At 73.4% G+C, this 13,622-nt stretch carries 11 protein-coding genes; 10 read left to right on the top strand and 1 reads right to left on the bottom strand.

The genetic code is table 11. The features are described from left to right. Positions 1–14 precede the first annotated feature (14 nt). Entirely contained in the window at positions 15–1,256 is a 1,242-nt protein-coding gene (locus tag RNC47_RS00765) for a pyridoxal phosphate-dependent aminotransferase (RefSeq protein ID WP_311594590.1), read from the bottom strand. 107 nt (positions 1,257–1,363) lie between these two features. On the opposite strand from RNC47_RS00765, the gene RNC47_RS00760 reads away from it, so the two are divergent. The 10 genes from RNC47_RS00760 to RNC47_RS00715 all read left to right on the top strand — a co-directional run bounded on the left by RNC47_RS00760 (position 1,364) and on the right by RNC47_RS00715 (position 13,615). Beyond that, positions 1,364–2,275 carry a LysR family transcriptional regulator gene (locus tag RNC47_RS00760; RefSeq protein WP_311594589.1) on the top strand — a complete coding sequence of 304 codons (912 nt, stop codon included), beginning with the start codon at positions 1,364–1,366 and terminating at the stop codon, positions 2,273–2,275. 74 nt (positions 2,276–2,349) lie between these two features. Then, entirely contained in the window at positions 2,350–3,126 is a 777-nt protein-coding gene (locus tag RNC47_RS00755) for an alpha/beta hydrolase (protein ID WP_311594588.1), read from the top strand. A gap of 61 nt (positions 3,127–3,187) precedes the next feature. Then, positions 3,188–4,180: an aldo/keto reductase gene (locus RNC47_RS00750; protein ID WP_311594587.1), complete on the top strand. Its 993-nt coding sequence runs from the start codon at positions 3,188–3,190 to the stop codon at positions 4,178–4,180. A 149-nt stretch (positions 4,181–4,329) separates the two neighbouring features. After that, on the top strand, positions 4,330–5,490 hold the full coding sequence (locus tag RNC47_RS00745; protein ID WP_311594586.1) for a substrate-binding domain-containing protein: 1,161 nt from the start codon (positions 4,330–4,332) through the stop codon (positions 5,488–5,490). A gap of 289 nt (positions 5,491–5,779) precedes the next feature. Further along, positions 5,780–5,944, top strand: a complete 165-nt coding sequence (locus RNC47_RS00740; RefSeq protein ID WP_311594585.1) for a hypothetical protein — start codon at positions 5,780–5,782, stop codon at positions 5,942–5,944. A gap of 37 nt (positions 5,945–5,981) precedes the next feature. Next, positions 5,982–8,714 (top strand): exo-rhamnogalacturonan lyase family protein, encoded by a 2,733-nt coding sequence (locus RNC47_RS00735; protein WP_311594584.1) that lies wholly within the window; start codon positions 5,982–5,984, stop codon positions 8,712–8,714. 70 nt (positions 8,715–8,784) lie between these two features. After that, the gene (locus RNC47_RS00730; RefSeq protein ID WP_311594583.1) at positions 8,785–9,798 is read left to right on the top strand and encodes an ABC transporter permease; all 1,014 of its coding nucleotides are present in this window, start codon (positions 8,785–8,787) and stop codon (positions 9,796–9,798) included. A gap of 74 nt (positions 9,799–9,872) precedes the next feature. Then, a complete protein-coding gene (locus tag RNC47_RS00725; protein WP_394814687.1) occupies positions 9,873–10,742 on the top strand; it encodes a carbohydrate ABC transporter permease in 870 nt (289 codons plus the stop codon). 59 nt (positions 10,743–10,801) lie between these two features. Then, the gene (locus RNC47_RS00720; protein ID WP_311594581.1) at positions 10,802–12,451 is read left to right on the top strand and encodes an extracellular solute-binding protein; all 1,650 of its coding nucleotides are present in this window, start codon (positions 10,802–10,804) and stop codon (positions 12,449–12,451) included. A 54-nt stretch (positions 12,452–12,505) separates the two neighbouring features. Beyond that, positions 12,506–13,615: a LacI family DNA-binding transcriptional regulator gene (locus tag RNC47_RS00715; protein WP_311594580.1), complete on the top strand. Its 1,110-nt coding sequence runs from the start codon at positions 12,506–12,508 to the stop codon at positions 13,613–13,615. The last annotated feature ends 7 nt before the right edge of the window (positions 13,616–13,622 follow it).

The following is a 13,622-nucleotide window of genomic DNA, read 5'->3' as shown; positions in this document are numbered from 1 at the left end:
ACCCCGGCGGTGGCTCAGACCAGCGCGTCCAGCGCGTCGCCGAGCCGGGTGAGGGCGGGCGCGATCCAGGGCAGCGTCTCCGGCTCCTCGGCGGCCAGCGCCGCGTGGCGTTGCCGCGCGGTGGTGCCGTACAGGAGGCTGGTGGCGATCCTGAGGGTCAGCGCGGTGTCGGGTTCGCCGAAGGCGCTGCCGGGGAGGGTGGCGACGCCGTGCCGGTCGAGCAGGGCGGCGGCGAGCCCGCTGCCGGTGGTGATCCCCCGGGCACTCAGGGCCCCGCGGACCGGGGCGAAGTCCGGATAGAGGTAGAAGCCGGCCTGGGGCCGGCGGCAGTCGGCCCCCGCCAGCTGGAGCAGGCCGTGCGCCTCCCGGGCGACGCGCCCGTGCAGGCGGCGGGAGGCGGCGACGTGCGCGGTGATCTCCGGCGGCTCGTCCAGGGCGTGGGCGGCCACCGCCTGCATGGGCGCCGCCAGGCTGGACCAGATCTCGCTGGCCACCCCGGTCAGTTCCTGCCGCAGCCGCCGGCCCCAGCCGCCCGCCGGCAGGCGGGCGAAGCCGATCCGCCAGCCGCCCAGGGCCAGGGACTTGCTCAACCCGGTGGTGACGACGGTGCGTTCCGGCAGGTACCGCGCGGGGCTCGGGACCGCGCCGCCGTGGCTCAGCTCGGCGTAGATCTCGTCGCTGACCACGGCGAGGCCGTGCCGCTCGGCGATCCGGCAGACCGCTGCCACCTGCTCGGCGGGCGCGATCGTGCCGGTCGGGTTGTCGGGAACGGTGAGCACCAGCACGCCGGGCCGCGCCCCGGCCGCCGCGGCCCGCCCGAGTTCCGCGGCCAGGCGCTCCGGGTCGGGGATGCCGCCGGCCTCGGCCGGGACGGGCACCGAGACGACCCGGCGGCCGAGCAGGGCCGCCTGGGCCGCGTAGGAGACCCACGCGGGGCGGGGCAGCACCACGTCACCGCCGATCGCGGCGAGCAGGGCGAAGAGCAACGGCTTGCTGCCCGGCGCGAAGAGGACCTGGTCGGGCTCGGTCGGCAGACCGCGCCGGGCGAACCAGCCCGCCGCAGCGGTCCTCGCCCGCGGCGAGCCGGCGACCGGGCCGTAGCCGTTGCTCGAGTGGGCGTCGGCGAGCACCTCGGCCAGGCCCGGCGGCACCGGCAACCCGGCCTCCCCGAAGCCGAGGTGCAGCACGTCGTGCCCCGCGGCGCGGCGGGCCTGGACGGCCTCGTCGATGGCGAGGGTCGCGGAGTGCGTCGTCATGGGAACCATCCTGTTCTGGCACGTGGCGGAGGCGGCCACGACCAGCCTGCCCGACCCGTAGCATCAGCGACAGCGCGAGAAGCCAGGGGCCACCTTAAGGAGAACTGATGCTGGATCTGCGACGGCTGGAGATCCTGCTCCGCTTCGCCGCCCGGGGGACCATCACCGCCACGGCCGCCGACCTGGGCTACTCGCCCTCCGCGGTCTCCCAACAACTGGCGGTCCTGGAACGGGAGGCCGGTGTCGCCCTCCTCGAACGCACCGCCCAGCGCGCGAGTCTGACCGACGCGGGGCGCGAACTGGCCGAGCACGCCGAGCGCATCCTCGCCGCCGTGGAGACCGCGGGGAGCCGCATGCGCGCCCGCGCCGGCGCCGTCGGCGGGCGGGTGACCGTCAGCTGCCTCCCCACCCTGGCCGCCGTCCTGGCCCCGCACCTGGCCGCGCTGCGGCGCCGGCACCCCGAACTCACCGTCATCGCCCACGAGACCGGCTCGACCACCGCCGCGGCCGGCGTCCTGGACCGCCGCTACGACCTGGCCGTCATCGACGACTGGTCCCCGGACCCGCCGACCGGGAGCGCCGGCCTGTCCGTCCACCACCTGCGCCGCGAGGACGTCGTCCTGGCGGTCCCGGCCAACCGCGTGCCGGCCGGGCGGGGGGACCGCGCCACCGCCGCCCGGCTGCGCCAGATCGTCCGGGAGCAGACCTGGCTGTGCGCCCCGGTCGGCCAGCCCTCCCGGGCCGCGGGCGACCTGCGGCTCGCCGCCGCCGACGCCGTGCCCGGGCAGCGCTGGGAGTTCGAGGGGCTGCACGTCCTCGCCGCGCTCGTCGCCTCCGGAGCCGGCGTGGCCCTGCTGCCGGCCGGCGTCGCCCGGGACCAACCGGGCGTCGGCCGGCTGCCGCTCGTTCCCCGCATGCGGCGGCACGTGCTGGCCCTCACCAGGACCACCACCAGGGACGACCCGGCCGTCGCCGCCTGCCTCCAGGCGGTCCGACAGGCCCTGGGAACCCGGGGTTGAAACGTTCTATCCTCCCGGGGACCGCTCCGCCACCCGGCCCCGCCGCCCGGCGCCACGCACGAACCGAGGGACGCATGACCGTGATCGACCCCGGCCTCGAAGGCCGTCTCACCGCATTCCCCGCCCCCGCGTGGGCCGGAGAGCGCGCCCCCGCGGTGCTCGTCCTCCCCGGCGGCGCCTACCTCCGGCACGGCGAGCACGAGGGCGAACCCGTGGCCCGCTGGTTGAACGAGCTCGGGCTCGCCGCCTTCGTCCTGCGCTACCGCGTCGCGCCGCACCGGCACCCCGCGGCGCTGGAGGACGGCCGCACGGCGCTGCGTGCCATCCGGGCCCAGGCCCCCGAGCTGGGGATCGATCCGGACCGGGTGGCGGTCCTCGGCTTCTCCGCCGGTGGCCACCTGGCCGCCACGCTGGCCGGCGACCCGGCCCTGACGCCGGCCGAGCGCCCGGCGCTCGCCGTGCTCTGCTACCCGGTGATCTCCTTCACTCAGCTGCCTCATCTCGGCTCGTTGGAGGCGCTGTTGGGCCCGGACGCGACGCCGGCCGAGCGCCGGGCCGCCTCGCGCGAACTGACGGTCGACCGGGCCACTCCCCCGGTCTTCCTGTGGCACACGGCCGACGACCCGTCCGTCGACGTCTCGCACTCGCTGCGCTACACCGAGGCCCTCGCCGCCGCCGGGGTGCCGGTCGAACTGCACGTGCTGCCGCACGGCCGGCACGGCGTCGGGCTCGCCCCCGAGGAGCCGGAACTGTCCCGCTGGACGGACTGGTGCGCCGCCTGGTTCCGCTCGCACGGCTGGCGCCCGGACGCCCCCGAGGAGTCCTCCGGCCGCTCCCCCGAGGACGGTTGAGGCCGACCGTCACGCATGGCCGGGGCCGGTGGCGCGCATACAGAACGCGAGGGGAGGCGCGATGCGTGCCGACGAACGCGTGACGCTCGGTCGCACCGGACTGCGGGTGACCCGGCTGGGTCTGGGCCTCGCCTCGCTGGGCGGGATGTTCCAGCCGGTGTCGGAGGCCACGGCCCAGGCCACGATCGACCGCGCCTGGGAGCTCGGGATCCGGCTGTACGACACGGCGCCGGTCTATGGCTACGGGCGCTCGGAGCGCCTCGCCGGGCGGGCGCTGCGCCCGAAGCCCCGGGAGCGCTTCACCCTCTGCAGCAAGGTCGGCCGGCTGATCGAGCCGGGCGGCCCGGACACCCAGCCCATCTGGGCCGACCCGCCGCCCGGCGTCGGGCCACGCCTGGACTACGGCCGGCGGGCGGTGTTCCGCTCGCTCGCGGAGAGCCTCGACCGACTCGGCCTCGACCGGGTCGACGTGCTGCACATCCACGACCCGGAGCAGGACTACCCCACGGCCCTCGCCGAGGCCTACCCGGCGCTGGCCGAGCTGCGCGACCGCGGCACGGTCGGCGCGGTCTCGCTCGGCGTGAACCATGCCGACGTCGCCGCCCGCTTCATCCGCGAGGCCCCGCCCCCGGGCCCGGACTGCGTGCTGCTCGCCGCCCGTTACACGCTGCTCGACCAGTCGGGCCTGGCCGAACTCCTGCCGCTGTGTGCCGCGCGGGGCATCGCGGTGCTGGCCGCCGGCGTCTACCAGTCGGGGCTGCTGGCCGACCCGCGCCCCGGCGCGCCCCACGGCCACTCCCACGTCCCGCCGGCGCTCGCCGCGCGGCTGCGCGCGCTGCGCGCCCTCTGTGAGCGGCACGCCGTCCCGCCCCTCGCGGCGGCCGTGCAGTTCCCGCTGGCCCACCCGGCGGTGGCGGCCGTCGTCGTCGGCGCCCGTACGCCGGCCGAGGTGACCGGCAGCGCCGAGCTGCTGGCCCACCCCGTTCCGCCGGCCCTCTGGTCCGACCTGCGCGCCGCCGGCCTGCTGCCCGAGACGGCACCGGTCCCCGGCTAGGTCCCCGGCCACGCGGTGTGGTCCGGCCCTCCCCCGGTAAGCGCTCAGCGAGTGCGCAGTTATGCAGCATCCACCGTCGTGACGCAGCATTTCACGCACGATCGACAGCCTTCGCCTAGGATGCTCAACAACTGATCACCGGAGGACCGATGGCCGACATGCTCGTCGCGCAGCGACACGAGTTGCTGCTCAGGGAGCTCAAGGCCCACGGCGCTCTGAAGATCGTCGAACTCGCCGCCCGGCTGCGGGTGTCGAGCGCGACGATCCGCCGGGACCTCGCCGAGCTCGCGGCGGCCGGCAAGGTCACCCGGGTCAGGGGCGGCGCCATGCTGGTGACGCGACGGGGCGCCCCCGACCAGGCACACGTCCGGCAGTGGGCGCGGACCGCCCGGGCGACTCCCCCGGCGCCGACCCCGGGCGACGACGGCCCGATGCTGGGCCTGCTCGTCCCCTCGATGAACTACTACTACCCCCAGCTGGTGGCGGGGGTGCGCGGCGCCGCCGCCCGGCGCGGCGCCCGCGTCGTGATCGGCCTCACCACCTACGCGGAGCCCCGGGACCTGGGCCAGATCGAGGAGCTGGTCGCGTCCGGCGCCGCCGGGCTGCTGGTCACCACGGCCGAGGGACACCACACGCCCGCCGGTACCCTCGACGGACTCCGGGCCACCGGCCTGCCGTTCGTGCTGGTCGAGCGCCAGCCCCGGGATCCGTACGAGCCCTGCGAGTTCGCGATGTCCGACCACCGGCAGGGCGCGTACACGGCGGTCCGGCACTTCGCCGCGCTCGGCCACGACCGGGTGGGTCTGTTCGTCAACGGCAGCCCCACGGCCGGGCTGATCCGGGAGGGCCACGCGGCGGCGGTGCGGTCACTCGGTCTCGACCCGTCGGCCCCGGTCGTGGACGGCGGTCGGCCGGTGCTGGTCTCCGCGGAGGCCGTCCGGCACTACGACGGTTTCATCGAGCGGTGCCTGGCCACGGGGACCCGGGCGGCGCTGGTGCACTCCGACCACGACGCGATCGAGCTGGCGCGGCGCCTGCGGCTGCGCGGCCTGCGCACCCCCGACGACCTGGCGCTGATCGCCTATGACGACGAGATCGCCTCGCTGGCCGAGGTGCCGCTGACGGCCGTCGCCCCGCCGAAGCAGGAACTCGGGGAGCGGGCGGCCCAGTTGCTGCTCGACCGGCTGCACGCGGTCGAGCCGCCGGCCGTGCGGCAGCTCGTGCTCCAGCCGCGACTCGTCGTCCGCGCCTCCTGCGGCGCGGCGGCGGCCGGCCACGCCTCGGCCGACGGGGCCGGGTCCACCTCCTGAGTGCCCACCGCCCCGCCTAGGCGAGGGCGGGCGGGTCGAGGTCCCGGGCGTCGCCGGCCGCGCCGTCGAACGTGCTCGTGGCGCATCACCATCTCCTCACTGCCGGCTGACCGCAGGTGCACCCTCCTGCGAAACGCTCAGGACGTCAATGTTTACGACAAGCCAAGGCAGTAATTTCCTTATCGCGCCAATCTATTGCAGCTTTGCGCATGACTGTGCACACTGTTCGCGCCGATGAGCTCCGCGGAGCGCCCCCGAGCGGGGCCCAAGCCTTGAGGAACCCGCGCCCATGCCGAGAACACGCCGTTCCCGCCCCCGCAGAACCGTGGCCGGTGTCGTGCTCCTGACCGCCCCCGCGTACGCACGCCCCCACGACGGACCGGCCCTGCCGGCCGGTTGCGGCGTCGCCGAACTCCGGGCCCAAGGCCTGGTCGGCGCCCGCGTCATCCGCTGACCTCCCGCACCTCGCCCGTCCCAAGGAGCTGAACACCGTGGTTCACATCAGTCGACGCAACGTCCTCGCCTCGGCGGCCGCCGCCGGCGCCACCGCCCTGCTCGCCTCCCGCGGCGCTGAGGCGGCCGCGCCCAGCGCGGAACAGGCCTCACGCCCCACCGAGTTGGCAGGCCACGAGCCGGTCACCGTGCGGTGGTTGGAGGGCGGCGCGCCGGCCGAGCTGGCCGCCGGGACGACGTTCGGGGTGCCGTGGCCGCGCGGCGCCTTCGCCCCCGACCAGGAGTTCTCGCTGGTCACCGACTCGGGTACGGCCATACCCGTGCAGTCCTGGCCCACCGGGTGGTGGCCCGACGGCTCCGTGAAGTGGACGGCACACGCCACCAGCGGCGCCGCTCCGCGCGCCGAGAGCTACCGGCTCGTCGCCGGCGAGGCCGCCGCCCCGGACTCGCCCGTGACGGTCACCTCGAACAGTCGGCGGATCACCGTCGACACCGGAGTGATCGCCGTGACCTTCCGGCGCGGCGGCGAGCACCTGGTGGAGTCGATCCGGCGCGGCGACACGGTGATCGCCGAGAAGGGCCGCCTGGTCGCCTCCCGCCAGGACAGACCGAGCACGGAACAGGCCGAGGTGATCAGGAGTCAGTTCTTCACCAGCGCGGTCGAGGAGGTGACGGTCGAACAGGAGGGACCGGTGCGGGCCGTCGTCAAGGTCGAGGGCAGGCACCGGAAGGACCGGCGGGCCTGGCTGCCGTTCACCGTCCGCTTCTACCTCTACGCCGGCTCGGACGCGGTCCGCGTGGTGCACACCTTCGTCTACGACGGGGACGCGGAGCGGGACTTCGTGGGCGGTCTGGGGGTGCGGTTCGACGTGCCGATGCGGGGCGAGCCGCACGACCGGCACGTGCGGTTCGCCGGCCAGGGCGAGGGCGTGCTGTCCGAGGCGGTGCGCGGCATCACCGGGCTGCGCCGTGACCCCGGCGCGGCGGTGCGGCAGGCCCAGGTCGCCGGCCAGGCCACCCCCGACCCCACCACCTGGGACCAGCGCGTCACCACCCGGCTCCAGTACATCCCGGCGTTCGGCGACTACAGCCTCCACCAGCTCACCGCCAACGGCTTCGAGGTCCACAAGCGGACGAAGGCCGGGCACTCCTGGATCCGGGTGGACGGCGGGCAGCGTGCCAGGGGCCTGGCCTATGTGGGCTCGCCCAGCGGCGGGTTGGCGTTCGGAATGCGGAACTTCTGGCAACTGCACCCGACCGAGCTGGAGATCACCGGGGCCGCGACCGACACCGCCCAGGCCACGGTGTGGATGTGGTCCCCGCGCGCGGGCGCGATGGACCTGCGCTTCTACCACGACGGCATGGGCCAGGACACCTACCCCGAGCAGCTGGAGGGCCTGGAGATCACCTACGAGGACTACGAGCCGGAGTTCGGCACCCCCTACGGCGTCGCCCGCACCACCGAACTGACCTTCTGGGCCCTGGAGTCGACGCCCAGTGCCGAACGCGTCTCGGCCCTCGCCGACGCGAACGCCACCCCGCCCCTGCTGGCCAGCCCGCCCGAACACAACCACGCGGCCGGCGTGTTCGGCGCCTGGTCCCCGGTCGACCGGTCCAACGCCGCCAGGGACGAGGTGGAGAACAACCTGGCGCTCATGCACCGCTACTACGTCGACTCGGTCGACCAGCGCCACTGGTACGGCTTCTGGGACTACGGCGACGTGATGCACGACTACGACCGGGACCGGCACGCCTGGCGCTACGACGTGGGCGGCTACGCGTGGGACAACTCCGAGCTCTCCACCGACCTGTGGCTGTGGTACCACTACCTGCGCACCGGCGACGCCACCGCGTTCCGCTTCGCCGAGGCCATGACCCGCCACACCGGCGAGGTCGACATGTACCACCTCGGCGAGTGGAAGGGCCTGGGCACCCGGCACGGCGTACAGCACTGGGGGGACAGCGCCAAGCAGGTCCGGATCAGCAACGCCGGCTACAAGCGGTTCCTCTACTTCCTCACCGCCGACGAGCGGGTCGGCGACGTGCTGCACGAACTCGTCGACGCCGACCGCACCTTCCTCGTCCTCAACCCCGGCCGCAAGCTCACCGACGAACCCTTCGACCCGGACCCGACGGCGCTCGGCGTCGGCAAGTCGACCGACTGGGGCGCGCTGGCCCTGGCCTGGCTGACCGAGTGGGAACGCAACGGTGACGAGATCGCCCGCACCAAGCTGATCAACGGCGCCACCACCATCGCCGCGCTGCCCAACTCCTGGGCGCAGGGCGGGAACGTCACCTACAACCTCGCGGACGGCCGCTTCACGGGGCCTTCGGAACCCAGCATCAGCATCGGCAGCCTCAGCTCCGTCTTCGGCCTGATCGAGCTGATGACGGAACTGCTCGAACTGATCGACGACGAGCAGGTCACCGCGCAGTGGGTGCGGTTCTGCCGGCTCTACAACTCCACCGCGGAGGAGCAGCGGCTGGAGACGGGCTCGTCCTGGGGCAGCCTCAACCTGCGTCAGGCGTACTCCCGGGCCACCGCCTACGCCGCCGTGCGGCTCGACGACGCCGCGCTCGCGGAGCGCGCCTGGCGGGAGCTGCGCACCGGGCACGCCGGCTATCCGGAGGACCACGACTTCACCGCCGAGCGCGTCGAGGGCCCGGCGGTGCTCAACCCCGTCGACGAGGCCCGCCTCGGCACCAACGCGAGCGCCCAGTACGGCCTGGCCGCCATCCAGTGCCTCGCCCTCGTCGGCGACCACATCTGACGCCCGTCACCCCCAGGGCGGCCACCACCGCTGAACCCGCCCCGCCCTCCCGTTAAGGAATGCCCCTTTCATGACTGCTCTTGAAACGATTCGGGAGCGTCGGAGACAGCGGTCTCCCGACGCGCGGCCCCGCGCGGGCCGGAAACGGCCGCCCACGCCGCCCACCGCTCGGCAACCCGGGCTCCTGCGCCGCCTCGCGCGGGACCGGCTCCTGCTGGTGCTGGGCCTGCCCGGCGCGCTGGTGCTCGTCGCCTTCCACTACCTGCCCATGCTCGGCAGCGTCATCGCCTTCCAGGACTACCAGCCCTTCCTGGGCATCGGCGACTCCGAGTGGGTCGGCCTGGAGAACTTCTCCTTCCTGACCGAAGGCGACCCCGAGTTCGTCAACGCGCTGGTCAACACCCTCCAACTGACCGTCATCCAGACGGTGCTGGTGTTCCCGGTGCCGCTCGCCCTGGCGCTGCTCCTCAACAGCCTGGCCGGCGAACGGCTCAAGCGCCTGCTGCAGTCGGTCCTCTACCTGCCGCACTTCCTGTCCTGGGTGATCGTGGTGGCGATCTTCCAGCAGATGCTGGGCAACGCCGGCACCCTCAACACCTTCCTGGTCCGGAACGACCTGCCGACAGTGGAGATCATCGGCACCCCCGAGCTGTTCATGACCCTGATCACCGCACAGTCGATCTGGAAGGACGCCGGCTGGGGCACCATCATCTTCCTCGCCGCGCTCTCCCGCATCGACGAGGAGCAGTACGAGGCGGCGGCCATCGACGGGGCCAACGGCTGGCACCGCCTGGTCCACATCACGCTGCCCTCGCTGCGCGGCCTGTTCGTCCTGCTGCTGATCCTCAGGCTCGGCAACAGCCTCTCGGTCGGCTTCGAGCAGATCGTCCTGCAGCAGGGCCCGGTCGGTCTGGAGGCCAGCGAGGTGTTGGACACCTGGCTCTACAACTATGGAATCCTCGGCGGCGGTTGGGGCGTCTCGGCGGCGGCCGGCCTGGTCAAGGGGCTGGTCGGCGTGTTGCTCGTCATCGGCGCCAACAAGCTGGCGCACGCCTTCGGCGAGCGGGGGGTGTACCAGAAGTGACCACACTCGAACAGGCCACGATCGGCGACGACACCGTCCGCAGGCCACGCCGCGAACACAAGCGGCCGATCTGGATGGAGAAGCCCAACCCGGTCGTCCAGGCGCTGAAGTTCGTCGTGCTCCTCGTCGCGGTGGCGTTGGTGGTCGTCCCGTTCTGGTCGATCGTCGTCACCTCCCTGGCCGACCAGGAGGCGATCAACGACGCCGGCGGCGGCATGCTGATGTGGCCGGACGGCGTCTCCCTCGACGCCTACCAGGCCGTGCTCTCCGGCGGCGTCGTCACCCGGGCCCTGCTGATCTCGATCGGGGTGACCGTGATCGGCACCCTGCTCTCGCTGGCCGCCTCCGCCGGCCTGGCGTACTGGCTGGCCCGCCCGGGCGTCGTCGGCGGCCGGCCGGTGCTGATGCTGCTGCTCGGCGCGGTGCTGTTCTCGCCCGGCATCATCCCGACGTACCTGGTGGTCAGGGAGTTCGGCCTGCTGGACAGCTACGCCTCCCTCGTCCTGCCGGTGATGATCAACGCCTTCAACGTGATCGTCATGCGCGCCTTCTTCCAGGAACTCCCGCAGGAGCTCTTCGAGTCCGCGCACATCGACGGCGCCACCCCGTTCACCGTCCTCACCCGCATCGTCCTGCCGCTCTCCAAGGCGGTGCTCGCGGTCGTCGGCCTCTTCTACGCCGTCGGCTACTGGAACGCCTTCTTCAACGCGTTGCTCTACATCCAGACCACCGACAAGTGGCCCATGGCCCTGGTCCTGCGCACCTTCGTCGTCAACCAGTCCGCCATCGGCGGCGACCAGGTCGGCGGCAGCGAGGCGCTGCCGCCACAACTCCCCATGCAGATGGCGATCCTGGTCATCGCGATCGTCCCCATCCTGCTCGTCTACCCCTTCCTGCAGCGCCACTTCGCCAAGGGCGTCCTCATCGGCGCGGTCAAGGGCTGACCACTCCCCCTTGCCCCCTCTCCCCCTTCTCTTCCGCACGTCCCACAGAGGTGATCCCGTTGTCCACCAGACCCCTCTCCCGGCGCGGCCTGCTCGCCGGTCTCGGCCTCGGCGCGGCCACGCTCGGCCTCGGCCCCCTGACGGCCTGCTCGTCCGGGTCGCGCGCGACCCGGAACAGCGCCGAGGCCAACAGCGCGGTCCAGCTGCCGCGGTACGTCCCCTTCGACGGGGTGACGCCGGACCTGCCCGGCGACGAGACCACCGGCGTGCTGCCGGGGTTCCGCCACTACCCGACCGAGACCCCCCGCAGCGTGGCTGAGACGCCCGGCAGCGGCGAGACGGTCTCCGGGCTCGCCAACATCTACAGCGCGGTGCCGCCCGGCGTGGACCGGAACTCCTACTGGCAGGGGCTCAACGAGCGCCTCGGCGTCACCCTGGACATGCGGATGGTGCCCAACGCCGACTACGAGCAGACGTTCTCCATCACCATGGCCAGCGGAGACCTGCCCGACGTGATGCAGCTGTGGCCCGGGGCCAACTTCGCCGACATGCTGCGCAACTCCTTCGCCCCGCTCGACGAGTTCATCGGCGGCGACGCCGTCGGTGACTATCCCAACCTCGCGAACATCCCGACCGCGCACTGGAAGAACTGCGTCTACAACGGCGCCCTCTACGCCGTCCCCGTCCCGCGCGGCCGGATCCGGCACTACAACCTCTACCGGAAGGACATCCTCGACGAGCTCGGCGTCAGCGGCGAGCCGCGCGGCTGGGACGAGTTCCTGGCGCTCTGCCGGGAGTTGACGGACCCCTCCCGGCGCAGGTGGGCCATCGGCAGCGTCACCCAGGCCATGTACTTCCTGGCCCGGATGAACGACGAGCCCAACGTCTGGCGCGAGGAGGGCGGCAACCTCACCCACTTCTACGAGACCGAGGAGTACCAGCAGTCCGTGCGGGACATGGCCGCGCTGTGGGAGGCCGGCGTCATCCACCCCGACACCTTCAACCCGAGCACTCCCTTCTCGCAGTACTTCGGCGCCGGCACCACCGTCCTGGCCCTCGCCGACGGGTACGGTTCCTGGTCGACCACCACCCTCGGCAACGTGGACAACGAGGGGTTCGAGCTCGGCCTGATGCCGGTCTACGACCGGGCCGGCGGCGAGCTGGCCGCCTGGCACACCGGGAACGGCGTCTTCAACACCGCCGGTCTTCGCAGGCAGGACGACCCGGAGCGGATCAGGCTGGTGCTGCGCGTCCTGAACTGGCTGGCCGCCCCGTTCGGCACCGAGGAGCACCTGTACCGCGTCTACGGCGAGGCGGGCGTCGACCACGAGCGGAACGACGAAGGCGACCCCATCTACACCTCGGAGGGGCAGACCAACACCGCCGTGCCCACCCGGTACCTCGTCGACGCCCCCGCGGTGCTCTACCAGCCGGGTCGCCCCGACGACGTGGACTACCAGCACGCCTTCCAGACCACGGTGCTCCAGCGCCGGAAGGACGACCCCACCCTCGGGCTCTACGTCGACTCCACGACCGCCCGGGCCGAGGCCGCCGAACGCAACCTGCTCGCCACCCGGGACGACGTCATCCAGGGCCGCAAGTCGCTGACCGACCTCGACCGGGCCGTCGACGACTGGCGTTCGGCGGTCGGTGACCAGATGCGCACCGGGTACGAGGAACAGCTGCAACAGGCCGGCGGCACGCGCTGAGGGCGCGACGGTCGGGGACGCCCCGGCCCGTGAGGACCGTTCTATGGAAGGGCCATGGCCGACATGCTCGTCCCGCAGCGGCAGGCACTGCTGATCAAGGAACTGGAGACGGCCGGCGTACTGAAGGTCACCGAACTGGCCGCGCGTCTCGGCGTCTCCCGTGACACCGTCCGGCGGGACCTGCTGGGCCTGGAGGCGGCGGGCCGGGTGACCCGGGTGCGGGGCGGCGCCCTGCTGGCCGGCTCGCGCACCGTCCGGAACCCAGCGGACGGGGCGCGGTCGGTGGTCCCGTCCCCGACCGGCTCCGGGCAGACCGTCGGGCTGCTCGTCCCGTCCACCGACTACTACTACCCGGAGGTGGTCGCCGGCGTCCGGGCGGTGGCGGCGCGGCGCGGGGCACGCCTGGTCATCGGGCTGACCGACTACGCGCGGCCCCGCGATCTCGAACGGCTCGACGAGCTCGGCGTGGCCGGGGCGACGGGGCTGCTCGTGGTCACGGCGGAGGCGGCCCACCTGCCGGCCGCCGCGCTGGAGCGGCTGCGGCGGGGCGGGCTCCCCTTCGTCCTGGTGGAACGCCGGCCGCAGGACGTGTTCGCCGCCTGCGAGTACGTCATCTCGCACCACCAGCAGGGCGCGTCGACGGCCGTCCGGCACTTCGCCGAACTCGGCCACGAGCGGGTGGGGCTGTTCACCAACGGCAGTCCGACGGCGCCCCTGGTGCGGGAGGGCTACGCCACGGCCGTCCGGCGGCTCGGGCTGGCCCCCGGCGCCCCGGTCGTCGACAGCGGCCACCCGACCCTCGGCGGGGGCCGGGCCACCGTTCTCTACGACCGGTTCATCGCGGACTGCCGCGCCAGCGGCACCCTGGCCGCGCTGGTGCACTCCGACCACGACGCCATCGGGATGATGCGACGCATGCGTGCGCTGGGTCTCCGCCCGCCGGACGACCTCGCGCTGATCGCGTACGACGACGAGATCTCCGCGCTGGCCGACGTGCCGCTGACGGCCATCGCCCCGCCCAAGCGGGAACTCGGCGAACTGGCCGCGCAGCTGCTGCTCGAACGCCTGGAGGCGGCCGACCCTTCGGGCCTTCCGATCCGTCAACTCACCCTGCAGCCGCGCCTGGTCATCCGCTCCTCGTGCGGGGCCCCGGGTCGGGGCTGAGGCGCTG

Origin of the sequence: Streptomyces millisiae (assembly GCF_031845425.1) — a bacterium.
Taxonomy (GTDB): domain Bacteria; phylum Actinomycetota; class Actinomycetes; order Streptomycetales; family Streptomycetaceae; genus Streptomyces; species Streptomyces millisiae.
The sequence above is the reverse complement of the archived record's forward strand: the minus strand, read 5'-3'. Positions and strand labels throughout refer to the sequence as shown.